The sequence below is a fragment of the Pseudoalteromonas sp. MB41 genome, from assembly GCF_020966275.1.
Lineage (GTDB): Bacteria > Pseudomonadota > Gammaproteobacteria > Enterobacterales > Alteromonadaceae > Pseudoalteromonas > Pseudoalteromonas lipolytica.
Genome location: NZ_JAJJZF010000001.1, coordinates 633,370 through 656,764, shown reverse-complemented (window position 1 = coordinate 656,764; position 23,395 = coordinate 633,370). Strand labels below are relative to the sequence as shown.

The window sequence follows — 23,395 nt, the reverse complement described above, 5'->3', positions numbered from 1 at the left end:
GACGTTTCAATGAATGTTAGTGGTTTCATCGTTAATGAAGATTTGTGGCAAAGTCTAAGATACTGCCAGCAAGAAAGTATTCAAACGGCGTTAAGTTACTTGAAAAAGCCGTTAAATGAAAATGCGAACTCTTGCCTTATTAGCTTGCCAACAGGTGCTGGTAAGTCAGGTGTAATAGGTATTATCTCTCACAAAGCAACCCAAAAACGAGTGTTGGTATTATGTCATCGACGCGCTGTGTGTGATCAACTCTTTAAAGAAATAAATGGAAAGTTCTTTAGGGATCGTGTTGAAGGTGAGGTCATCAAGCTAAAGACAGTTTATAGTGATGTGAACGATACCTCTAAAAACGGCGTTTATGTATCAACCTTCCAGAAACTACAAACTTTCGATAATGCTCAGCTTGAGCTGCTAAAGCAAAATATTGATCTTATTATTATTGATGAAGGGCACGCCGAACCTTCTCCAGTATGGAGCACCTTGGTACGTGGTATTAAAGCTCATAAAGTTGTTATAACTGCTACTCCGTACAGGAATGACTTGTATCAATTCGATGTTACCGAAGACGCTAGTTATATTTATACCTTTGAGAGAGCACTTGCAGATGGTGTTTTAAAAGAACCAACTTTTGAGTCAATTGCTTTATCTGAGTTAAGCGGAACAATCACAGAATTCTTAAAGGCTAATGATGGAACAAAGTGCATTATCAAATGTGAAAAGTTCGAAGATATAAAAAGCTACTACGATTTGCTAAATGATGGCTTTTCGGTGTTAGCAATACATGAACAATTTACTAAAGATGAACGAGATAATGTAAAAGTTTCCGTGCCAGCGAATCTTAAAGGTTCTGATTATCAAGTTATTATTCACCAGCGAAAACTGGATGAAGGGGTCGATATTCCCGAAGCTAAGTTATTGGTTTTGGCCTATGCAGTTAATAGTGGTCGCGAACTAGTTCAAACCATCGGAAGAGTAGTTCGTCTGTATGGTGATATTGAACCTAAGATTTTGGAAATTGAAAACGATGCAAATAGCCAAATGTGGCAAAACTACCGAAGATTTGACCGTTCACTTAATACCACCGAGTCAGTTAAAAAATTCATAGCATCATTAGACAGCAACAAGTTGGTTGAGCGTTACCTAGAGGCGTTTCCTGATGTGAGTTATTACGGAAACCGATTTGTAAGTAAGTTTGATCTTAATACTTTCGAGCCGAAAAGTTCTCTTAATATCCCAACAGCATCAATTTGTTTTTTGAATCAGTCGCAGGGATTCAACGTTCAACTTTTATCAGATCATCTATATTGGCGATGTAATAATGCAGGTGAACTCGCGAGAACATTTTCTACAGAGTCTGGTATTCATGGTGTTATATCAATTGCGTTCAATAAGTCTCGGTTTTTAACAGATCAGTTTTTCTTTGAGCCTTCACTTGAAATAACATTATGCAAACAGCTCTCGAACAATATTGTTGCAATTTATGATAGCCGAGGCCGCAGGTTTAATGGTGAGAAAGATTTAAAACTCGGCTCTGCGGTATCTCTAGATAAACTGCTTAAGGTAATGTCATTAGGTGAATCAGCCTCAACGAAAGAAGCGAGTAGTAAATCGATTAGTTCTGCTAGAAAACGTCCTGAAAGCATCGCGGTAAAAGGACGTAACTTAGAGCAAATGGCTGACATGCAAGCTAATGCTTCATATCGGTTAGCCACAATGCGTTGTGATACCTATGACCAATTCAATAAAAAGAAAGGTAGTTATTATGTAGGTGCTGATTCTGGACGAATCTCAGATCAAAAAGAGTCATCGTTTACTTTGGATGACCTTAATGATTGGCTTATCGGTATCGATAACGTTATATCTGCTAATATTGATATAAATAATGCTTTGGTTCATTCATATGCAAAACCAATACCTGTGAATAAAAGTTTTGAGGTTCAAAGTTTAATTTTTGATTTTTTTACAGGGTTAGTGTCCCCAATAAGTATTTTGATAGACGGGGAATCCTATTTACTTGACAACTCTTTTATCTATTTAATTTATGACAACGGCGCTTTGCTTATTGATGGTATTGAAGAAAGTAGAGTTTTAGCAAACTTTAAGCAAGAAGAACCGTATCTAGAAATTGTGTCAGAAGCGGAAATACTATATTCACTTGAAGGTGAGGAATACCAAGAGATAACTGACTTTCTTAACAAGCACCTACACAAAGCTCTTCTAGCTGATGGCGTAAGTTTTTCAAATGGTAAGTTCTATCAATTAACGCTTCCTGTTGCTGAGAGTTTTGAATTAGTTGATTCCAACCTTGCCAATGTTGTTATTGGACTTGAATCTCTTACTGGTGAAAATTTAGATGAGAAAGGGTATCAAAATGGTGTTCTTCAGGTTGTTGATGGAGGCTTTAGCAGTGATTCGATTTTCTATTTAGTGGATCAATTGAAAGCTAATGGCTTAGCCAACCCAACAAAAAACGAACTAGGTCCATTTGCTCCTTACATACCCGATGCAGACTTGCTGATTAACACTGATATGGGAACCGAACCTGCTGACTTTATTGTATCGTCAAAAAACAAGTTAGCATTCGTTCATGTTAAATGTCGCAGTGCAATAACCCCCCGATCATCAGCAGGAGCTCTTGCTGAAGTTGGGTCTCAAGCCATAAAAAATATCGAAATGCTTATTAGTAGTGATGTTAATTTAAAACCTTCAAACTGGAATAGTTTGTATACGGCATGGCCTAGACCGAATGATAACCCAAACATTCCTGAGAGAATTAGAATTTTCCAAGGTGCTAGGTTTACTGCTCAAAATGAGCAGGAAAGGTTAGAAAAATTAGATGAGCTGTGGAGTACAGTTGCCGCAAGAAGGCGCTCAACAGCAGTAAAAAAAGAGATTTGGGTTGTTGTTGCTAATGGTTTTTCTGCCGAACATTTTGAGCAGCAATTAAAGTTAGGCTCAGAGGCCAATGGCGAAACCTTACAAGCTTTTCAATTATTAAACAGTTGGTTAGCAACAGCTCACAATAATGATGTTGAGTTGAAAGTGTTTGTTTCACCATAGCTATAAGTAAGATTTAAGGAGTATGACCTTCAATGAACATGAGTTAGCTTTATAAAATATGCTGGGTAAAACGCCATAACTCGAATGGCGAGCTACTGTAACTAGGGAGTGTAAGTATGGGAATCTTTGAGCGCTATTTATCTGTATGGGTCGCGATATCTATTGCCGCAGGGGTTGCGTTAGGCATTGTTTATCCGCCTTTGTTTGAAGCGATTGCAAAGCTCGAAGTTGCACATGTCAACGTGGTTGTTGCTGTTTTTATTTGGGTGATGATTTACCCAATGATGGTGCAGGTCGACTTTTCAACCATTAAAGAGGTCGGTAAAAACCCGCAAGGTCTGGTATTAACCTTGGTGATTAATTGGCTTATTAAGCCGTTCTCTATGGCTGCATTAGGGTGGCTATTTTTCGAAGGATTGTTTGCCGACTTTGTTTCACCAGAAACGGCTCAAGAATATATTGCGGGTATGATTTTACTGGGAGTAGCCCCTTGTACGGCGATGGTGTTTGTGTGGTCGCAATTAACAAAGGGCGATGCTAATTACACCTTAGTGCAAGTGTCGGTAAACGATATCATCATGATTTTTGCTTTTGCTCCTATTGCTGGTTTATTACTCGGTGTGACAGATATTCATGTACCGTGTGGCACCTTGTTTATATCTGTCGTGTTGTACGTGTTATTGCCTTTAATCGCGGGTGTACTTACACGAAAAAGTATTAATCGTTCAGGGCGAGACGAAGCGTCTATTGCTGGCTTGTTGGATAAGTTAAAGCCGTTTTCTGTAATTGGCTTGTTGGCAACCGTGGTACTTTTATTTGGTTTTCAGGCGAATACAATTATTGAGCAACCTTTAAATATTGTATTAATTGCTATTCCATTAATTCTTCAAACCTACGGCATTTTCATTATTGCTTACTTTATTGCGGTAAAACTTAAGCTTAAACACAATATTGCAGCGCCTGCTTGTTTAATTGGCACTTCAAATTTCTTTGAGTTGGCGGTAGCAGTAGCAATTTCTCTTTTTGGCTTACATTCTGGTGCGGCATTAGCAACGGTGGTTGGCGTGCTTGTTGAAGTACCCGTTATGCTTTCTCTTGTAGCTATTGTGAATAAAACTAAACATTGGTTTACCGAATAATAGAGATTTAGCGCCTAAACTAGACTGTAAACGTGAAATTTATTTTGCGCGGAGGAGTTAGAGTAAAGTCAAAAAGAAAGACCTCCGTATTAACCGTGAAATTCTTGATAATCATGTTAATTTACAATGCGTTAAAAGGTTTGTTTTTGTAGTTAGTTTACTAGGGCAGAGTATGAATTTTCTCTATTTAACGGAATTATTGAGAATTAATGTCTGGAGAAATAATATAACCTTGCCTATTATTTGAACATAAGAAATATAAGCAAGGATATGCGATGCTCGTTAAACCTTTATTGATTGGTCCAATTGTTGGGCACACTACATCGTCAAGTTTTCGTGTTGGTGGTAGTTGTTTAAATGCTGATAGTTGTATTGGTGTTATTCGAGTTAGAGAATCGGAATCACCTCAGTTTTTCCCCATTCAGACTTTTCATTTCAGTGCCTATTACAATGATATGGGCATTGTTGATATTTTGTCGCTAGAAGCTAATACGACCTACATTTACGAAGTCGGCTATGTAATCTGCGATACGTTGGCTGAACTAAATCAAGCAATTGAAGAAGATAAGCTGGTTTGGGGAGCTGAAAAGACTCCAGATTTAAATGGACAAATAACGACTTTTCCAGACGAAAATAATGCTACTACTCGATTTATTATGGGGTCATGCCGTGACAACCTCGGCAATAAAGGCGAGGAGACATTCGACAATATATATGCTTACCTTGATGAAATTGACGAAGAACTAAGACCAACCATGTTGTTTATGTTAGGTGATCAAATATACATCGACCATGCGCATATTTTAGATAAGTATCAATTTAGACCTAAAATTGAAGACTATTTCAAAGAATATAGCGAAGCGTTTGGTTTATACATGTTTAACAAAGTCACTCGGCAACTACCTTGCTATATGATGATGGACGACCATGAAATACAAAATGATTGGTCATTAGGTAAATTCAAAGAAGACGAAAATAAAGTTAATCAGCAGTTCAATAAAAATACTCTTAAATATGGCCTTAGGGCATATGAGGCACACCAAGCTGCCTTCTCTAACCTAATTGAAGACCCTGAACAGTTTATCCAACAAAATTTCCCCTTCCATCCAACCGAAAACCGCAAAAAGTATTGGTACAAGTTTACTCATAGCAACAGTGACTTTTTCTTTCTAGATGTGCGCGGTGATAGTGAAGTAAGATCTAAAAAATATGAAGCTGAACACACCACTGAACCGAAAATCTTGAGTGATGCTCAATATACTGAGTTGTGTTCATGGCTAAGTGATGGCAGTGGTAACGTTAAATTTATTGCTAGTTCTATTCCCGTATTTCCTGATACCAGAGGTAAACTAGGCACTCCTGAAGATAAATGGTTCTTAGCCGCAAAGCAGCGTGTAGAGTTACTCGATTATATTCGAACACTTGATGAACGCCCTCAAGTAGTGTTTTTATCAGGTGACGTGCATATTTCAGCCGCTGCTCAATTGACTCATGAAGATGATCCAGATTTTAAAGTATTTAATGTCATATCTTCTGCCTTTCATTGGTTTGTTTTGGGCTTGCAAGAAGATCATTTTGACTGGGGCAAATTATTAGCAAAGAAAGCGAGGGCAGACCATGTTGAAGATGGTAATGCCACGTTTTCCAAATATCATTCAGAAAGTGTGATTAAAACGGCCTTTGGTAAGCCCAAAATATTTAAACGTAATAACTTTGCGATAGTAAGTGTTGAGAAGGTAGATGGCAAAAATCAAGTTTCGATTGAGTTTCGAAGGGGAAAGGACTATAGCAAAGTACTTAAAAATATCATATTGGACTTTAGGTAACACAAAAACCAAGGGGTCAGGCCTTTCTTTTTCTCTAACTCCTTTACCAATCCTAAACCAACACTATGCTGTTAGCACCTAGCACCTAGCACCTAGCACCTAGCACCTAGCACCTAGCACCTAGCACCTAGCACCTAGCACCTAGCACCGTAGGCGTGAAATTTATTTCACGCGATGTCTACTCGCAACTCGCTAACTTGTGTTTTTCATCTGACTTCTAACGACTGATATCTAATATCTCCTTTTTTGTTCGGCGTTAAAACGCCTCCTACGACTCGAATCTCGTTCCTTGCAACTCGCTCCTAAAACCAGTTAGTTTGTTTTCGATCATTGCGCTATAAGGTACTCAAATCTATACTTTTTTGTATCGATGTTGATTAATAATATCAGTACGTTATAAGCGAATGGAAAATCTTACTATAGCCATGGCTGGGCTTACCGCCATTATTCTTTTTATTTTTGGTCTCGAGAACTTTTCTCGGGAGATCGAGAATATATCTGGCGAGCACTTTCGTAAGTCGTTAAGTCGCGCAACGAATATTCCTATTTTAGGGGTGTTAATTGGTGCGGTGGTGACGGCTTTTATTCAATCGAGCTCTGCAACTTCGGTGATCACTATTAGCCTGGTAAATGCCGGGGTGTTAACGTTTAAAAACAGTGTTGGTATTATCTTCGGTTCGAACGTGGGCACCACCATCACAGCTCAGCTGGTGGCTTTTAAGCTAACTGTGTTTGCCCCTGTGATCATTATTATTGGCTTTTTTCTGTCGCTGACTCGTAACCGTTTTTCAATATTTGGAAAGGCTATTTTCTATTTCGGCTTTGTGTTTTTTAGCCTTAACCTGATTTCTTCGTCACTTGCGCCGCTGCAAAATAACCCCGCATTAATTGAAATTTTAACGCAGCCGCAAAATCCGCTTATCGCGATTTTAGTGGGCTGTGTATTTACTGCTATGGTGCAGTCGAGCTCGGTAACAACGGGGTTGGCAATCGTATTTACACAACAAGGTATTTTGGGGCTTGAGAATGCCGTGCCACTTATTATGGGCGCGAACATTGGCACCACGGCTACAGCCATGATTGCGGTGTTTGGCATGGATATCGCCGCGAAAAAAGCCGCGCTTAGTCACTTTTTGTTTAATGTGGGTGGGGTGCTGTTGTTTCTGCCTTTCATTTTACTGTTTGGTAATAAGTTAAGTGAAATCAAGATGGAGCCAGCAATTGCGTTGGCGAATATTCATTTTATTTTTAATGTGGTTGCCAGCTTGGTTTTTATTCTTTTTCTTAATCCTTTTACGCGATTTGTGGATTTTCTGCTTGGCGAAGGCAAAATGGATTTTGAACGTCTTGAGTTACCTACCTACCAAGAAGATGAAGAGTTTCAGCACGTTGTTGATAAACTGGAGTCGGGGAACCAACAACTGCTTAACTTTTTGAAAGAGAATTACAACCAAGTCACGCTTAGCCTAGAAACAAACTTTAAGGGTATTCAAGACACCGCGCAAAAGCGCTTGGAATATGCCAGTTTTGTTGAAAAGGAATACATTACTTATTTCACGACTATTGTTAGTAAAATCAATGATGAAGAGCAGTCACGAGAATTAATGCTGCAAATTAATCGCTTTGATTATTTGTTTCAAATTCACGACTCCATCATCGATCTGTTTGAAAGCAAACGCATTATGAATGAGCAATTTATTGAGCTAAAAAGCGATATATTGATTTTGATCCGCGAACTTTCGAGCGATACGCTTACCCTGTTTACCCATACGAGTGAGCACCTTGAACAACCTAAAAATGATGAAATAGAAAAAGCAGCGAAGTCACTGCAATTGCACCTTAATCAAGCGCAGCGAAAGTTGTTAATGCTGCTTGCCGATACCAATAGAAAAGACGCTGGCGCGCTGACAAATTTTGTGACTTACTCGCAACGACTTAAAGATAAACTATTGAACTTACATAAAATGTATTCACATAAAAATGCCGAATTATAGTGTAAACATGACTCAAGCTGTGTTGAGTGAATTGATAAATGACATATGTTTGGGTATGTATTAATTGCTTTAGGTGTTTTGATCAGTAAGCTGACAGTGCGGGTATTCAAGCGTACGGAGCGCATATTCTGTACGCTTGAATCTGGCTTTATTGAATTAAGCTTACTTGTTTTACATAGGTGTCGGTTTGCAAACCAAAATGCCCTAAAACATAAGTGTAAGTGGCGTTTTCATTCCATAAACGGCTGCTGTGTATACCGTACACATAACATGTGCCCGTTGAGCATACGATTTGATCAGAGTAACTCTTTATAGAATACACTTTGTCGCCCAATGCCTCGCCATAAATACTGTTGAGTAAGGGGCTACCCACCGACAAACCATAGTAACCACATGTACTATTCCACACGTTGTACGGGTAAACGCCGCAGCTTAATAAGCCGCGAGCTGCACCGGCTACACCAACGAAGGTATCAACGTATGCTGCCATGCCTAATTTATAAATTTGTTGTGCGGCCAGTGTGACCCCCATTGAATGACCAATAATATCAATTTGACCTGTGCATGATTGGTTAATAGCCGTAAGAATGGCGTTGCGTACTGGTGTTTCTTCACTGCCATTGTGATCATTGCAACTAGCGCAAGATTTTGAGCCCCAATCTGGGGTGAAAATTTCACTACTAGCATACCCTTTTCGTTTTAATTCATTGATGGTGTTGTTCCAGCTAGAGGGGGATGCAGTGTTGCCATGCACCAGTACCACATTATCTCTACATGCTGCAAAAGCAGTTGTACACATACCCAAGCAGAGGGTAAATAAAGTGAGTAGGCGTTTCATTGAGTGTTCTCCTGTTTAACAATTATTTTACAACGTATGAAATTTAAACAGGGCTGGATATAGTACTTTCGTGCAGCAGCACTATTTCGTAATATGCAATGCATGATTTTTTATTTTGCTAACCGCTAACCGCTAACCGCTAATCGCTAACCGCTAATCGCTAACCGCTAATCGCTAACCGCTAACCGCTAACCGCTAACCGCTAACCTCTCTCCCAAAACCTAATAATTTGTACTTAAAAACAACACTAAAGTTAAATAATTGTAAATATTTTCTTGCAATCGTACCTGTTTAGTCTATTTTCTGATCGGAGGTCACTCCTCCAACCTGATAGATATAATTACAATCAACAGGAACACACATGAAAATAAAAACACTCTCACTAGTGCCGGCATTAGTACTGGCCGCGGGTATGAGCCACAGCGCGTTTGCGGCGCAAGGGGTTGCATTTGTTCACGGCACAGGCCAGCAAACAGATGCATATAACGACTATTGGACAGGCAGTTTTGTTAATACGGTACGCCAAGGTTTACCAAACACCAGTAACTACACGGTGATCAATTGTGACTTTGAGCAGTATATGTGGGCCGATGGAGCCGCGGGCTGTTTAGCTGGGCAGCTAACCACATTTATAAATAATAAAAATATTACTGACTTAACACTGATCACTCATTCTAACGGTGGCAATGTGGTGCGTTGGATTTTATCGAACCCGACATGGGACAGCCGTTTTCCAAATATTATTAATAAAGTAACGCGCACCATTGCACTGGCTCCATCAAGTGGTGGCACGCCGTTGGCTGATGCGGTTGTTGCGGGCAACTCGTTTGAGCAAAGCTTAGGGTGGTTACTGGGCTATGGCAACGATGCAGTAAAACAACAACAAGTATCGTGGATGGCATCGTATAACGCTCAGTGGTTGTACGGCACACCAAACCGCCCAAGTTTACCATCTCGTTTTGAAACGGTTGTCGGCAGTGATGTTGATTCGGCTGTGTGGGATAGCGATAGTTATTGCGGCGGATACCAAAATCAAGTGGCACTTGAAGTGACACAAAATTGGTTAGACAGCTGTTCAGATGGTTTTTTAAATTGTAGCTCTCAGTCGCTAGCGGGGGTGGTGTGGTTTACAGATAAATCACACACGAAAGGCAGTGAGCCTTTAAGCCACCAGCAAAGTCGTCGCAATTGTTTTGGCTTGCCAGACATGATTAAAAATCGAATTTAGGAGCCAGACAATGATCAATAATTTAAGCAAAATATGTGCTGCAATACTGCTTGTGAGCTCTGCGGCAAATGCAAATGAGCAAACCGTTTATCAATTTCCTGAGGTTCAATCGGCGTCTGTAGCGCAGTTACAAATGCTTGAAAAAGACAGCGTAGAGTATTGGCAACGCGTGTCAGGCAAAGAGCTAAAGCGCGGTGTACCGGTGTTTGTGAACCAAGCGGAACATTTTATTCGTATCGCCCCTAAAGCGCGTTTTGAGAGCGGTGAAGTGTTTAAACCTCGCGGCTTGCAGCTCGATAAGTTTTCAGTGAGTGATGCCAATGCGCAACAGCTGCCAATGCACGCTATTGCGGCGCGTGAGCAAATGCAAAATGCCGGTTTTACTGATGGCAGTGTTGGCCTTAAGCTTGGCCAAGTTAACGCTAAGGCAATGTTAAAAACAAGCCAAGCGCTTAACGACAACGACACCTACTTAGTACATGTTATTGAAAAAGGCTCGCGTAACGCCTTACATGCCAAAACGCAATTTAAAGTAAACGACCAGCAGCAGCGCGTAGGCATGCAGTTGAGTATGGGGCAAAAGCGCGTTAAAGATAACGAGGTGCAACTTAGCTTATACAGCCCTGAAGGCGAGCAACTTGATGTACGCTATGAAAATGGTGAGGCAGTTTTCACATACCCGCTTGAAACCCTCGGTGCAGCAAATGGCTATTATGAGCTTGAGGCGAATGTCGAAACAAAAGTAAATGGGCAAACTGTAAAGCGCTCTATAAAAATGCCGTTTGTGAACAGTTCGCAAACCATTACTATGGATAAGGCTAAAGTTACGGCACTTGGCAACAACCAGTACCAAGCATGGGTGCCTGTGCAAGTTACTGACTCTGGACGTTACGCTATTCGTGCCACTTTAACCGGTAAAGGCGATAAGGGCGAACGCGTAAAACTAGCAACAGTAGAAGTGGCTAAGCAAATAGACAACTATGATCAATTTATGATGCCATTTTCTGTTTCAAAAGCTGCTAAAGCCCCGTTTGAGCTGGTGGATATTGAACTTACCGACCAAACGCGAATGTTAAAGTTTGCACAGGGGCAATAAACACAACTAACCAATTTGTAAGCCGGTGCATAAACTGGCTTTTTTGTGCCTTAAGGCTGAGCTATTAGCAAATGACCCCCTAAGTAAGTTGATTACACCTCTTAATGACTAAAGCCATTTCAGCTGTATCAAAGTATTTTAAGTTACTTGAAGTCGTGAAATTTATTTCGCACTAAAGGGCTAAATATCTGTTTAATAATGCGCCTTTTATGTTTAAGATAAAATTTGGACATAAAAATGTGGGACTGACAATTTTACTAAGGAAAGGGAATGCCAGGTATTTATTTAGCAGTTTTGGCCAATATTGGCTTTATAGCTTTCATTGTTTTGCTCTTAACGTTACTTAAAAAAGTGACCATTAGCCCTCGTTGGTTATGCATATCATTAGTCATTTTTATTTGTTATTGCTTCGCCTTGTTTAATGGTAAAGCGATTATTCCACTCGACGTATTGTTCTCAGATCTTAGGTGGAATTGGTCAGGAAAAATAGCCGCCATTATCCTCTGGGGGGGTGTATTACTTGCTTTAATTCGCTTTAAAAAAGACTTTAAAATTAAAGAGGCTGGTTTTACCTTTAAGCAAAATGAAGGCTCTATTGAACCTGCGTTTATGATGATGGGTTTGTTTATTATTTTGCAGGTAGTTATCACCCTGATTTTAGGAAGCGATCCTAACTATGATCTTGAAACATTACTGTATCAAGCAGTCATCCCCGGATTTGATGAAGAGCCTATGTTTAGAGGGGTATTATTGTTTTGTTTTTCTTTAGCAGTCATATCAACGCGTTTTAACTTGCTGGGTGCGCCAATAAATGTTGCTGGTTTACTGTTGGTTTTACTATTTGGTTTAGCGCATGGGGTCATGTATAGCGAGGGAGAATGGTTTTTTTCTACCTTTAGAATCGCATTAACGAGCACCTATGGTTTTATTTTACTGTGGTTAAGAGAGCGTACAGGCAGCCTTGTATTTCCTATTTTGGCGCATAATTCGGTGAACTTAGTTGGGCAGTTAGTGTAGCCGCAACGAGATTACTGTGTTTATAGGCGCTGGGCGCGTTACTTTAACCATTCACGGTTAAGCCTCTTTTAGGGTTAACCGTGATTTAGGATGCTTTTTGTAGCCGTGAAATTTATTTAGCGCCAAAGAGTCTTAATCCGCATTTTGTGGCTTTAACGTTTAGCCTTCACTCTAGATTCTACAGCCTGTTATCTTTTAAACTGTCACAAACACATTATCTTAGAGAATACGTTGAATTACTTGGCTCATCTTTATTTAGCAAAACCAACAGCTGATTCGCATTTTGGCAATCTGCTGGGAGATTTTGGTGGGCGTAGGCATTTGGCACAGTTACCTAAGCCCGTTAAGTTTGGCCTTGAAAATCACTACCTCGTTGATAAATTTACTGATACGCATCCACTCGTTAAAGAGGCCAAACAGTACTTTTCACCTGCACGTAAACGCTTTGCCAGTGTTGCACTTGATGTGGCGTTTGATCATTTTTTAATTCAACATTGGTCGCGTTTTAATAGCCAACCATTGCATGACTTTAAACACATGAGTTATTCGCTTTTAAATGCGCGACGCGCCATGATGCCTTTGCGTATGCAGCATGTTGTAAAAAGCATGACTGAAAATGACTGGTTTAAAGAGTACGAAACTCTCGATGGAGTAGGTCTTGCGCTCGATAACATTGCACGACGCATTCGCTTTGCTAATAACTTTGCGGGTGCAGCTGAAGACATCGCCCGTCATTACCATGATTTAGACGCCGTGTTTTTAGCTTTCTTCCCTGAATTGGTTGAACATGTGAGACAGCAGGCGATTGAAAAGCTGTAAGCAACTATAAATACCGAATTAAAACCCCCACGACGAAAGCCAGTTATGCCAAGATTACAATGGCCTGTTGCTTAATCGTTGCTGTAAAATTGCGATGTGCGAAAGGTTTTTAAAAATTCACTCGTTAGTCCTCACAACCCCCTTAATTTAGTCATTCAATACTTTTGTAATATTTATATGGAAGGGGGGTGGCGCTTTTTATTATGTTTAGTTATTATCTATCTAAATGATAATGGTTGTTGTTTTTATACTCATAAACATGCCTTTGCCTGTAAGTTTACCTTCACTCAACGCAGTATCTTATGGGTTTTATTGACACTATTTGAGTGAGAACTTAACCGATTAAGCTGTATTTATACTCAAGAGATAGAATGACTATAATTAACCGATACCACTTGTCAGCCCTTTCAATTGCTATTAGCACGCTTTTAACTCCTGCTGTTAATGCAACAACAGCGTCACCGAATATAGAGAAAATATCTGTATCGGGTGTTAGGCAAGCGTTCCGTGGGGATATTCCTCTGAACGAGCAACCGCAAAGTGTTGAATTTATTTCTACTGAAAGTCTTGATGATGCGGGTGTGAACACGCTCACCGATATCTTTGATTTAACCCCAAGTATTGCTGAGCAAAATGATTTTGGCGGTTTATGGGAAAGCTTTGCTATTCGTGGATTAGTCGGTGATGAGAGTATTCCGTCAGGCTTTTTAATTAATGGTTACTCATCTGGGAGAAGCTTCAGCGGTACGCGTGATACGAGCAATATTGATTACGTAGAAGTAATGAAAGGACCGGGTTCTGCGCTTTATGGTCGTTCTGAGCCTGGCGGTACAATTAATATTATTACTAAAAAGCCACAGTTTGCACAGCAGGGTTATGTAAAAGTAACGGGGGGAAGCTGGCAAAATTACCGTGCAGAAGCCGACTATACTAACGCGATTTCAGAGCACGTTGCTTTTAGAATAAACGGGGCTGTCGAAGATGGTGAAAGTTTCCGAGACTACCATGAGTCAAGTAAAAGGGTGGTTACTCCTTCAATATTATGGTTAATTTCAGACACATCAAAGTTAAATTATGAACTTGAGTATGTCGATCAAAGCACAACCTTTGACCGCGGTATTGTTGCCATTGATGGAAAAATTGATTCATTACCCATTGAGACTTTTTTAGGTGAACCCAGTGACAAGCCAACAGAGGTCGATGCTATTTCTCATCAACTTACTTTTGAACACCAAATTGGACAATGGTCTCTTTTGAATGGCTTTAGTTACAGTGATTCAAAATTTTTAAGTGAATCAAGTGATGCCGAACTGGCACCCAGTAGACAAGTTTATTTTAAAGATGGCGAAACATTAAGTCGGCAACATAATCAACGCGACTTTCAAACAGCGTATCTTTCTGCGCGAACAGAGCTTAGCGGGAGTGTTGAGCTCGCTGGTTTTACACACCATTTATTAATTGGCGCAGATGCCAGCAAGTTCGACTTTGATAAACTGTGGTATCGATACCGTCCTACACTGGAAGATACCCGTTATGCCATTAACATGTACAACCCTGTGTATGGAAAAACAGCGCCAGAAGGGTCACTTTTATATAACAGCACTGAAGTACAGCATAGCTATGGGGTTTATATTCAAGATCAAATAGATGTCAGTGAGCAATGGAAAGTACAAGTAGGTGGTCGTTTTGATTGGTTTGATCAGCAAATAGATAATCATATTAATCTAAAGCAGTCTAAAAGTGATCAAAGTACATTTAGCCCGCGTGTAGGTTTAGTGTATGCCCACTCAGACAACCTGCAGTACTACACGAGTTATTCTGAAGGCTTCAGACCCAACAGTGGTTACGACAGTAACGGCGATGCATTTGAGCCTGAAGAAACCGCTTCTTTCGAGGCCGGTATCAAGTTTAATACCGATAGTGTCAGTGGTAGTTTTACAGTATTTAGTGCTGAAAAAAGCAATATGTTAACAACAGACTTGCAAGCAGGTGTATCAACGGCGTTAGGTGAAGTGACAAGTGATGGCGTTGAGCTTGATTTACATGGTGACATGACAGACAGTATGTCATTCGATTTTGCCTATACCTACACAGATGCCAAAACAGCAAACGACACTGTTAACCCTGACTGGTGGGTAAAACTGCCAAAGGGGAGTCCGTTACTTAATATTCCTAAACACAGCGCTAATGCTCAAATAAAAAGAGATTTAAACGACTTAGTCGATTTAAATGCAACGGTTGGACTCGCTGTACAATATGTTGGTGAAAGGCTAGGTGAAACTATTGATCCTACTTATTATTTACCTTCTTACACTTTAGTAAATATGTTTGCAAAATATCATGTGAACAATGATGTAAGCATACAATTTAATGTAAATAACTTATTGGATAAAAAATATTACGCCAACTCTTATTCTGCTATTTGGACTCAGCCAGGCGAGCCAATAAATTATAAATTAAGCTTAAAATATACCTTTTAACGAGGTTGGCGCTAAGCTAAGCCCTTTACGGCTAAAGTTACGCCTACGATTATTGCAACACGTTGCTATTTAATCGTAGGCGTGAATTTACTCTGCTTACAAGGACTATTAGGCTTGCCCCTTGTAACCGGTATTATATTTTAACGATTAATCATCAGGCCCTTTTAGGGTAAATACTAAGTGCCTGCGCATGTCTTTTAAAATCACGCCTTTTTTTAGCATTGCGCCACTTAGGCGCTTTTGCCACGTTAATAATTCTGGGGTTGCAGCATCGAGTGTTTGTTGGTTTTCGAACTGAAAACAAAGCAATAATGAGCCAGGAAATAAGTGATATTCAACATCAAACCAGCATTGCACCATACCTTCAAGCTCTGCGCGGCCTTGAATTTCAAGGGCATCGGCAACGTTTAATACAAGCGCTTGTTGTTTTTGTTGTACTTTAGAAAGCTTTTTCATTTAAAAACCAAAATTCAGTCGAAAAAGAGATTATACCTAAGCTTTAACGAGGCCAACAATATTTTGCAGGATTAATTCGTTTTCAGAATAAGTGCGACTAATGGTTTGTTGCTTATTCAGCAAAGAAGTTACTATGCTATTTATGTAGTTTAAGGTGTGCGCAGAGTCGAGAGTCGGTCATGCTTGTATCATTTATGAGGTCGGTCGCTTATCGACAATTCTTTTCACTGTTTGTTAAAAATGATGTTATATTTGTTTTCTTACTTAAAAGTAATAAAATAATACAAATTAAATTTAACGATCAGGTTTCAAGATGACATTAAAAACAAATAGCCCGTTAGTCGAGCAGCGTGCCGACCCGTTTGTACATAAGCACAATGATGGTTTTTATTATTTTACTGGCTCTGTACCAACCTACGACCGTATTGAACTTAGAAAATCACAGACTCTCGAAGGGTTAAAAGACGCAGAAACGTTTGATATTTGGTTCAAGCACGACAGCGGCCCTATGAGCCGTCATATTTGGGCACCTGAAATCCATTATCTTGATGGTAAATGGTATATCTATTTTGCAGCCAGCCAAGAAGACGATATTTGGGCATTACGTCCTTATGTTCTTGAGTGTAAAGGCCAAGATCCATTAAATGATGAATGGGTTGAGCTGGGTATGATGCAAGCAGCCGATGGCGACGATAAGTCATTTACCGATTTTTCATTAGATGCCACAATTTTTGAAAACAACGGCAAGCGTTATTTTTGTTGGGCAGAAAAAACGGGTGGTCAATTTGCTGCATCAAACTTGTATTTAGCGGAAATGGAATCGCCAATAAAACTAAAAACAACACAGTTTATGCTGACCACGCCTGACTATGATTGGGAGCGTGTTGATTTTTGGGTTAACGAAGGTCCTGCCGTACTTAAAAATAACGGTAAAATCTTCATTGCTTTTTCTGCAAGTGCAACAGGTGCATGCTATTGCATGGGTTACATGGAAGCCGATGAAAACAGCGATCTGTTAGACCGCAATTCATGGACAAAAACGCGTATGCCGGTGCTTGAGACAAGTGTTGAAAAGAGAATATTTGGTCCGGGTCATAACTGTTTTACGGTGGCCGAAGACGATAAAACACCTCTGTGTATTTACCATGCTCGTGATTACGAACACGCAGTGGGTGAACCAAGTGTTGTGCCAAAAACCGACACGCGTCCGCTTGAAGAGATTGTTAAAGATCCACTCTATGATCCAAATCGACATGCGCGTGTTATGGAAGTTAACTATGACGAAAATGGCAGACCGTTATTTGCGTTGTATTAATGAGCATTACGCTAAATTCAAAGCCACCTAATTAGGTGGCTCTGTTGTATTTATATTAAGCAACGATAGCGGGATACCAGCTTGCGAGGACTACGCCGAATAAACCGGTCAAAAATATCGCAGATATCAGTAACATTAAGCAGGCACAAGTGAGTGTTATTAATCTATGTGAGGTTTTTTTAGCTGCATATCTCACTAACTCGGCAATTAAAATAGGGAACACGTAGGAGCATAAACTAATAAAGATGACCGTCGGTCCGGTGAAAGTGGCGGTATCTATTCCCAGTGAACCAAATACGATAAACCATGCAAAAATCATCAGCCTAAAAAATAACACGCCGTTAGCAGCAAGGTATAAACGAATAGCCCATATTTGATGAGCATGGATATTACACGCTCTAGCCGTTTTTACTGCAAATATGCTCGATACAATGACCAATAAGCCTCCAAACATGGTGAGCGCATGCATCAGTGTATTACCAACAGTTCCCCTTACTATAATTAAGTACAATCCTGCGAGTGAAATACAACACGCCAATATAACAAACACATAGCCATTATAGCGGTGAAATGTTTTATATTTTGCTCTTAATGTGGGGATTAATTGCAAACTCCCGCCGATGATCATAATAACAGCCAGTAAAACATGAGCAGCGTACATGACGTTACCGGTCATATCATTTGCTATGTACGCTGTATTATTCAGGCGAGTCCACTGTGATAAACCATGAGTAATACCTGTTACTGCATAACCGAGGATCAGGTAAGTCACAAAGCAGACTTGTGCAAGGAGTAAGCAAATAAACCAGAGTTTTTTACTTGTTTCGAGTAGGTTAATAGGGGTGTGTGTTGTTGTATGGGGAGCCATGTCTCTTTCCATTTCACTTTTATAATGCCTCAAATATAAAGGGCTGCAGCTTAATTTCTTCTCAAATTCGAAATTTGAGCAATGAAATCGTGTTAATTTTTGCCTGTGTGTTGAATTAATTAGACACATTCACTAACAAAGTCTTTTTGCTAAGATGAAAGTTAGTTTGTAAGATACGTGTAACGCTCGATAATTGAATAAGCACACTCTTTATAAAGGCATAAACGGCTATGCAAAATAATTCCTCCTATTACTTCCTTGTGATTGTTTGTATGGTGCTCATGCTGGTTAATGCATTAAAAAGCGATAAGCAGCTTATTCATTATTTATTTGCGATATTTTGCGGCTCGCTGTGTATGGTGGGGGTACAAAAGCTCAGTGCTCCTACGATTGGCGTCTATCACTATTTAATTGGGTTATTTACGTGTGCAACGTGTAATGTTTCTTGGCTAGTATCACGAACATTATTTCGTAAAAGTAAGCCTATATCAGGTGTTCATATTGCAGTTGCAGTGTCTATTGCAGGGCTGATTATGTTCAACCAAACGTGGCATTACTTAGTCAGTATCGACGCTTTACCTTTCCCCGATAGCCAGCAAATGTGGCGTTTAAAGCAAGGCATGAATGAAATAACAGTTTTACTGTCATCCAGTATTCTTGTGCTGTCATTTTGGGAAGCATTGAGGGGCTATAAACAAAAAAATGAAAGCCAAAAATTACAGGCAATTATTTTTGCTAGTAGTTACGCTTTTGCGGTTTTTAATGCCAGCATTCTGCCTAAATTCCTGTTTAGTGAAGCCGATATCAAAGCATACGAGCCGTTTATCATTACTTCTTCTGCCTTATTAATTGTGTTAGCAATGCAGGTTGTCATGGTTTTACAAAGTAGAGATAAAACGCATTGCTGTAATCAAACTGAAAGCGAAACAAGCGATGAAGTGAATCGTGTTAAAGTTGATGAGCCATTTGAGCAAATGGATATATCACCAAAGCTCATTAAAGGGATAAACCAATTGATTAATGAGCAGCAATTATACCTACAAAGTAACTTAAAAATTTCAGATCTTGCGCAAGCCCTTTCAGTGCCAGAGTACAAAATAAGTCGCGCAATTCGACATTATTACAAAGTAGCTAACTTTAATTTATTTATTAATCAGTATCGGGTTAAGCATGCTCAGGCCTTATTACTAAAAGATGAAGCACGGCACTGGAGCATTTTGAGTATTGCATTGGAAAGTGGTTTTGCTTCTTTGGCTACGTTTAATCGTGTGTTCAAAAGCATCGTGGGCGTGATCCCAAACGAGTTTAGAAAACAAAATGATAAGGTGCAAAATTCAAGTTTACCTGAGCTTGCTGAGTAGATGAGTGAGTTTTTCACTCCTTATTTTTGTTGATTTTTTTTGCAATTATTTAATGCAAACGTGTGTATCCATTTAAAAAATACCCCCGAGTGTTCACCCAAAGGGCACTCATACAAGGCACTCATACAAGGCACTCATACAAGGCACTCATACAAGGTACTCATACAGGGCTTTTTAGTGTATCTAACGACGCCTTTTGCAGTGTATTTAACTACGTCTATTGCAGTGTATTAACAGCTTTTCGACGATTGTTTTTTGTATGTTTAAGGCCAAAAAACTCCACGATTGATTACCTAATTTCAATTGTTACGTTCCCTTTTTCAAGGTCAAACCTTGATGGTTTGAACGCGTTTAATTTACTGATTTATTGCAACTTGATAAGCAAACACACGAAACAGCGTTATACTTTTTAATACTAATTTCGTTTTTTACAATTTGGCATACTATTTTATGGTGATAGGCACAAAACTCAGAAAGCAATTATTACTGGCTTTTACAGCAGCCTGCATCGCTATTCTTAGTGCGCAAACGATTATTCGGCATTTTTGGATATTGCCTACCTTTGAAACGATGGCTAAACAAAATGATCGGATAGACATTCAGCGAGTTGAATCTCAGCTTCAACAGCAAATAGATGCGTTATCGAAAATGGTATTCGATAGTGCGGCATGGGATAGCATGTACGATGCAGCCAAAAACCGCCGTACAGCGTGGTTCAACAATGATTATGTAATAGCGGATGCACTTGAGCGTTTAGACGTTAATGGCTGGTATCTTTACGACACCAACGCGACGATCATTGGCGGAGGAAGCTTTGATAATAATTATCAACCTTACTCACCAGACATACTCGAAGTACCCCAACACCTTTTAGACAATGATTTAATTATTTTACCTGAAGAGATCATCGCAGATTCAAAAGCCATGACCTCTAAAATTCACTTTTTAAAAATTAATGAGTTACCTGCGGTGACGGTTGCTTATAACGTGACTAAATCAGACGGAACAGGTTCTCCTGTTGGTACGCTATTATTGTGGAGCTTTATTGATAAAGAATTTATTGAAAACCTCACCCCTGGCTTAGCTGACGATATTACGTATTACCAAGGTGAAAAAGCACAGGCTTTAAATGCGTACATCACGTCGTTTTTTGGCCATGAAAATACCGTTAATACGCCGATAGAGCATGACAAAAAGCTCTATATAGGAGTGCAAGATAAACACGCTAACTTGCTATTTGTTTTGTCTATTCCAATGCGTGAACGCACCTATGATAGAAGTTTATTTGACAGTTCTTTGATCACGGGGCTGCTTATATCGGGCTCGGTATTTATGTTGTTTTATTTATATATTAATCAGCAGTTACTGCGGCCATTGTCAGAAATGTTTGTGTCGGTGAGCAGTGCGCTTAATCATAAAGATTTCACTGTGCGCGCAGAATATAAAGGCGACAATGAGCTTCATCAGTTAGGTCGGGGGATGAATGAGCTATTTATGCTAATTGAAACTCAGCGAGCAGAAATTATAGAGCGACACGAAAAGTTAAGGCATATAAGCAACACCGATGCGATGACAAGCTTGGCAAATCGTCGTGCGCTGGATACTCACTTAGAAACGCTTGCGAATGACCCTGAGAATATAAACGAAAACGTGTCGTTGATCGTTGCTGATATCGATCACTTTAAACTTTATAATGATTATTACGGCCATGACCAAGGTGATAAAGCGCTTTGTAAAGTGGCTCAAGTTCTAAAAGCATTTACAAAACGAGGAACTGACTTTGTTGCACGTTATGGCGGCGAAGAGTTTGTTATTGTGCTTAGTAACACTGATGCGCAAGCAGCACTCGCTGTCGCTGAAACACTTCGTAAAGCAATAGAGTCTGCTGCCATTGTGCATGAGGGGCGAAAGGACGTTAAATGTGTAACATTATCGATTGGCATTGCCAGTAAAGCTGTATCACAGCCGTTTGACTCAAATACACTGTTTAAGCAGGCTGATGAAGCGCTATACCAGGCAAAAGCCCAAGGCCGAAATTGTTGTGTGTTAAGTCGCTAATTTTATAATATTTATTGCTGTAATATGATTATAAAAACACGCCTTTTTGTAGCGGTAGGCTCTCCCTATTTATACATCTGTTTACAAAACTTATACATTTTAGTTTTTAATTTTTTACATGTGAATTAATCTTAATGCTCCAATATGTAATTTAATAATACTATTAGAGAAGGGATTTGTTTTATGTATAAAGTGACACAAAAATCTAAAAAAACTTCACTACTGCAGTGGGGGTTTGCTTTGTTAGGATCGCTATCCTGTTATTCAGTGCAGGCTGAAGATTGCAATGCTATGCCTGAATCGGGTCAATTGTATTCTGTTATTAACCGAGGCTCTGGCTTAGCGTTAGATATTAATACGACTGATTCGGGAGCTGCACCTAATGTCATAACGTATGACTATTGGGGGGGCAATAATCAAAAGTTTCAATTTATTAAAGAGAGTGATGGCTATTGGATTATCCGCTCTAAGTACAACAATAAAGTGTTAGATGTGCTTGATTCGTCTCAGTCTAATGGAGCAAACGTTATTGTTTATGATGATTGGCAGGGCGCAAATCAACGCTGGCAACTTAAAGCATCGTCATCAGGCGGATTTAATATTACGAATAAGCTAACTAATAAGTCATTGACTGTGGCAGGGTCAAACAATGCGGCTAATGTTTATCAAAATGATGACGCAGGTATGAGTTCTCAAAGATGGTTCATAAACCCTGTTGATGCGACATGTGGCAGCAGCAGTGGCGGCGGCAGCCAACCAACGCCAAGTAATTTAGTGGGATTTGCTGCACAACCAGGCCAAGATGGCTTATCAACAACGACGGGTGGCGGTAATGCAACACCTATTACGGTAACAAGCTGTAACGCGTTAAATACGGCGTTAAGCTCGACATCTCCTGCGGTGATCCACATACCTGATAACACGACGATTAACTGCCAGACCAGCAACAGAACTGTGCAGGCATGTCCCTTAGACTGTGGTCAATGGAACGATTACGGTAAAACATGGTACCGAGTGCCTGTTGGGAATCAAAGCTGTAGTGAATTGGGCAGCTCTTCAAATTTACCGGTTAATGTGACGCGTAATGAACGCCGTATTATTGTTCAGTCTAATAAAACGTTACAAGGTTTAGGTAAAAACTCAAAAATAGTGGGTGCCAGCCTCGTTATAAGCAAGCAACGAAATATTATTATTAAAAACGTCATGCTCGAAAACATTAATCCTGCACTTGTAGAAGCGGGCGATGGTATTTCAATTGATGATAGTAGCCATGTTTGGATTGATCATATGGCCTTTAACAAAATAAGTGATGGCTATATCGATATTGATAATAGTCAGAATATTACCCTGAGTTGGAATCGCTTCTATGGTTATAACACCCAAGTTTGCGCTAATCAGCATTGGTACACTCATTTATTCAGAAACTCTCAGGTGACTGCTCATCACAATTTTTGGGATACAGCAGCAGGGCGAAACCCTAAAATAGATGGCTATAATTCACGCGTTCATATGTTTAATAATTACTGGAAAAACATTACTTATTTTGCAATTAGTGCGAGTGATGGTGCTGAAGTACTTGTTGAGAACAATTATTTTGAAAACTCAGCAAAGCCTCATTGGAATCAAGGCTCTGGATATTTTAGTGCCTCAGGAAACATTTACACAGGACGTTCAGCAACAGATCAATATCGTGATAGTGGTGCAACGGTCTTTAGTGATGTGCAGCTTTACCCATATCGATTAGACAGTGCAAATACTTTGGGTAGCCAAGTAGATGGAGGAACGGGCCCTCAATAGATTAAGAGCCCGTTTTATTGCTCAGCGAATGTTTTTCACAGGC

General features: G+C 39.7%; 16 protein-coding genes. 13 read left to right on the top strand and 3 right to left on the bottom strand.

Features of this window, described 5'->3' with window-relative positions; genetic code table 11:
* Nucleotides 1-9 precede the first annotated feature (9 nt).
* From LPA49_RS02955 to LPA49_RS02940, 4 genes are all read left to right on the top strand, one after another.
* Nucleotides 10-3,060 carry a DEAD/DEAH box helicase gene (locus LPA49_RS02955; RefSeq protein ID WP_180311027.1) on the top strand — a complete coding sequence of 1,017 codons (3,051 nt, stop codon included), beginning with the start codon at nucleotides 10-12 and terminating at the stop codon, nucleotides 3,058-3,060.
* Nucleotides 3,061-3,176: 116 nt separating this feature from the next.
* Nucleotides 3,177-4,199 carry an ACR3 family arsenite efflux transporter gene (arsB, locus tag LPA49_RS02950; RefSeq protein ID WP_118844520.1) on the top strand — a complete coding sequence of 341 codons (1,023 nt, stop codon included), beginning with the start codon at nucleotides 3,177-3,179 and terminating at the stop codon, nucleotides 4,197-4,199.
* 275 nt (nucleotides 4,200-4,474) lie between these two features.
* Nucleotides 4,475-6,025: an alkaline phosphatase D family protein gene (locus LPA49_RS02945; RefSeq protein WP_065978634.1), complete on the top strand. Its 1,551-nt coding sequence runs from the start codon at nucleotides 4,475-4,477 to the stop codon at nucleotides 6,023-6,025.
* A gap of 404 nt (nucleotides 6,026-6,429) precedes the next feature.
* Nucleotides 6,430-8,019: a Na/Pi cotransporter family protein gene (locus LPA49_RS02940; protein ID WP_036966685.1), complete on the top strand. Its 1,590-nt coding sequence runs from the start codon at nucleotides 6,430-6,432 to the stop codon at nucleotides 8,017-8,019.
* 148 nt (nucleotides 8,020-8,167) lie between these two features.
* On the opposite strand, the gene LPA49_RS02935 is transcribed toward LPA49_RS02940, so the two are convergent.
* The gene (locus tag LPA49_RS02935; RefSeq protein ID WP_036966687.1) at nucleotides 8,168-8,857 is read right to left on the bottom strand and encodes an alpha/beta fold hydrolase; all 690 of its coding nucleotides are present in this window, start codon (nucleotides 8,855-8,857) and stop codon (nucleotides 8,168-8,170) included.
* A gap of 361 nt (nucleotides 8,858-9,218) precedes the next feature.
* Here LPA49_RS02935 and LPA49_RS02930 point away from each other — a divergent pair, with 361 nt between their 5' ends.
* The 5 genes from LPA49_RS02930 to LPA49_RS02910 all read left to right on the top strand — a co-directional run bounded on the left by LPA49_RS02930 (nucleotide 9,219) and on the right by LPA49_RS02910 (nucleotide 15,497).
* Nucleotides 9,219-10,085, top strand: coding sequence for a hypothetical protein (locus tag LPA49_RS02930; protein WP_230235521.1), 867 nt, complete (start codon nucleotides 9,219-9,221; stop codon nucleotides 10,083-10,085).
* A 10-nt stretch (nucleotides 10,086-10,095) separates the two neighbouring features.
* On the top strand, nucleotides 10,096-11,181 hold the full coding sequence (locus LPA49_RS02925) for a DUF4785 family protein (RefSeq protein WP_230235518.1): 1,086 nt from the start codon (nucleotides 10,096-10,098) through the stop codon (nucleotides 11,179-11,181).
* A gap of 270 nt (nucleotides 11,182-11,451) precedes the next feature.
* Nucleotides 11,452-12,198 carry a CPBP family glutamic-type intramembrane protease gene (locus LPA49_RS02920; protein WP_182395288.1) on the top strand — a complete coding sequence of 249 codons (747 nt, stop codon included), beginning with the start codon at nucleotides 11,452-11,454 and terminating at the stop codon, nucleotides 12,196-12,198.
* Between the two features lie 231 nt (nucleotides 12,199-12,429).
* The gene (locus tag LPA49_RS02915; RefSeq protein ID WP_230235515.1) at nucleotides 12,430-13,017 is read left to right on the top strand and encodes an ACP phosphodiesterase; all 588 of its coding nucleotides are present in this window, start codon (nucleotides 12,430-12,432) and stop codon (nucleotides 13,015-13,017) included.
* A 371-nt stretch (nucleotides 13,018-13,388) separates the two neighbouring features.
* Nucleotides 13,389-15,497, top strand: a complete 2,109-nt coding sequence (locus LPA49_RS02910; RefSeq protein ID WP_230235512.1) for a TonB-dependent siderophore receptor — start codon at nucleotides 13,389-13,391, stop codon at nucleotides 15,495-15,497.
* 147 nt (nucleotides 15,498-15,644) lie between these two features.
* Here LPA49_RS02910 and LPA49_RS02905 read toward each other — a convergent pair whose 3' ends face one another.
* Nucleotides 15,645-15,953 carry a hypothetical protein gene (locus LPA49_RS02905; protein WP_036966705.1) on the bottom strand — a complete coding sequence of 103 codons (309 nt, stop codon included), beginning with the start codon at nucleotides 15,951-15,953 and terminating at the stop codon, nucleotides 15,645-15,647.
* A 313-nt stretch (nucleotides 15,954-16,266) separates the two neighbouring features.
* On the opposite strand from LPA49_RS02905, the gene LPA49_RS02900 reads away from it, so the two are divergent.
* Complete coding sequence (locus tag LPA49_RS02900; RefSeq protein WP_036966707.1) at nucleotides 16,267-17,268, top strand: family 43 glycosylhydrolase; 1,002 nt, start codon at nucleotides 16,267-16,269, stop codon at nucleotides 17,266-17,268.
* A 55-nt stretch (nucleotides 17,269-17,323) separates the two neighbouring features.
* Here the strand turns inward: LPA49_RS02900 and LPA49_RS02895 are convergent, their stop codons facing one another.
* Entirely contained in the window at nucleotides 17,324-18,136 is an 813-nt protein-coding gene (locus LPA49_RS02895; RefSeq protein WP_230235498.1) for a DUF2306 domain-containing protein, read from the bottom strand.
* Between the two features lie 230 nt (nucleotides 18,137-18,366).
* Between LPA49_RS02895 and LPA49_RS02890 the strand changes: the two genes are divergently transcribed.
* From LPA49_RS02890 to LPA49_RS02880, 3 genes are all read left to right on the top strand, one after another.
* Nucleotides 18,367-19,497, top strand: coding sequence for an AraC family transcriptional regulator (locus LPA49_RS02890; protein WP_230235496.1), 1,131 nt, complete (start codon nucleotides 18,367-18,369; stop codon nucleotides 19,495-19,497).
* Nucleotides 19,498-19,947: 450 nt separating this feature from the next.
* A complete protein-coding gene (locus tag LPA49_RS02885; RefSeq protein WP_230235487.1) occupies nucleotides 19,948-21,555 on the top strand; it encodes a diguanylate cyclase in 1,608 nt (535 codons plus the stop codon).
* A 183-nt stretch (nucleotides 21,556-21,738) separates the two neighbouring features.
* Nucleotides 21,739-23,352, top strand: coding sequence for an RICIN domain-containing protein (locus tag LPA49_RS02880; protein ID WP_230235474.1), 1,614 nt, complete (start codon nucleotides 21,739-21,741; stop codon nucleotides 23,350-23,352).
* The last annotated feature ends 43 nt before the right edge of the window (nucleotides 23,353-23,395 follow it).

What these genes read in the sequence shown, in the direction of transcription:
- LPA49_RS02925 (WP_230235518.1), top strand. Translation starts at nt 10,096, where the DNA reads ATGATCAATAATTTAAGCAAAATATGTGCTGCAATACTGCTTGTGAGC.
- LPA49_RS02920 (WP_182395288.1), top strand. Translation starts at nt 11,452, where the DNA reads ATGCCAGGTATTTATTTAGCAGTTTTGGCCAATATTGGCTTTATAGCT.
- LPA49_RS02890 (WP_230235496.1), top strand. Translation starts at nt 18,367, where the DNA reads ATGCAAAATAATTCCTCCTATTACTTCCTTGTGATTGTTTGTATGGTG.
- LPA49_RS02910 (WP_230235512.1), top strand. Translation starts at nt 13,389, where the DNA reads ATGACTATAATTAACCGATACCACTTGTCAGCCCTTTCAATTGCTATT.
- LPA49_RS02945 (WP_065978634.1), top strand. Translation starts at nt 4,475, where the DNA reads ATGCTCGTTAAACCTTTATTGATTGGTCCAATTGTTGGGCACACTACA.
- LPA49_RS02930 (WP_230235521.1), top strand. Translation starts at nt 9,219, where the DNA reads ATGAAAATAAAAACACTCTCACTAGTGCCGGCATTAGTACTGGCCGCG.
- LPA49_RS02955 (WP_180311027.1), top strand. Translation starts at nt 10, where the DNA reads ATGAATGTTAGTGGTTTCATCGTTAATGAAGATTTGTGGCAAAGTCTA.
- LPA49_RS02905 (WP_036966705.1), bottom strand. Translation starts at nt 15,953, where the DNA reads ATGAAAAAGCTTTCTAAAGTACAACAAAAACAACAAGCGCTTGTATTA.
- LPA49_RS02885 (WP_230235487.1), top strand. Translation starts at nt 19,948, where the DNA reads ATGGTGATAGGCACAAAACTCAGAAAGCAATTATTACTGGCTTTTACA.
- LPA49_RS02900 (WP_036966707.1), top strand. Translation starts at nt 16,267, where the DNA reads ATGACATTAAAAACAAATAGCCCGTTAGTCGAGCAGCGTGCCGACCCG.
- LPA49_RS02940 (WP_036966685.1), top strand. Translation starts at nt 6,430, where the DNA reads ATGGAAAATCTTACTATAGCCATGGCTGGGCTTACCGCCATTATTCTT.
- LPA49_RS02935 (WP_036966687.1), bottom strand. Translation starts at nt 8,857, where the DNA reads ATGAAACGCCTACTCACTTTATTTACCCTCTGCTTGGGTATGTGTACA.
- LPA49_RS02880 (WP_230235474.1), top strand. Translation starts at nt 21,739, where the DNA reads ATGTATAAAGTGACACAAAAATCTAAAAAAACTTCACTACTGCAGTGG.
- arsB (WP_118844520.1), top strand. Translation starts at nt 3,177, where the DNA reads ATGGGAATCTTTGAGCGCTATTTATCTGTATGGGTCGCGATATCTATT.
- LPA49_RS02895 (WP_230235498.1), bottom strand. Translation starts at nt 18,136, where the DNA reads ATGGCTCCCCATACAACAACACACACCCCTATTAACCTACTCGAAACA.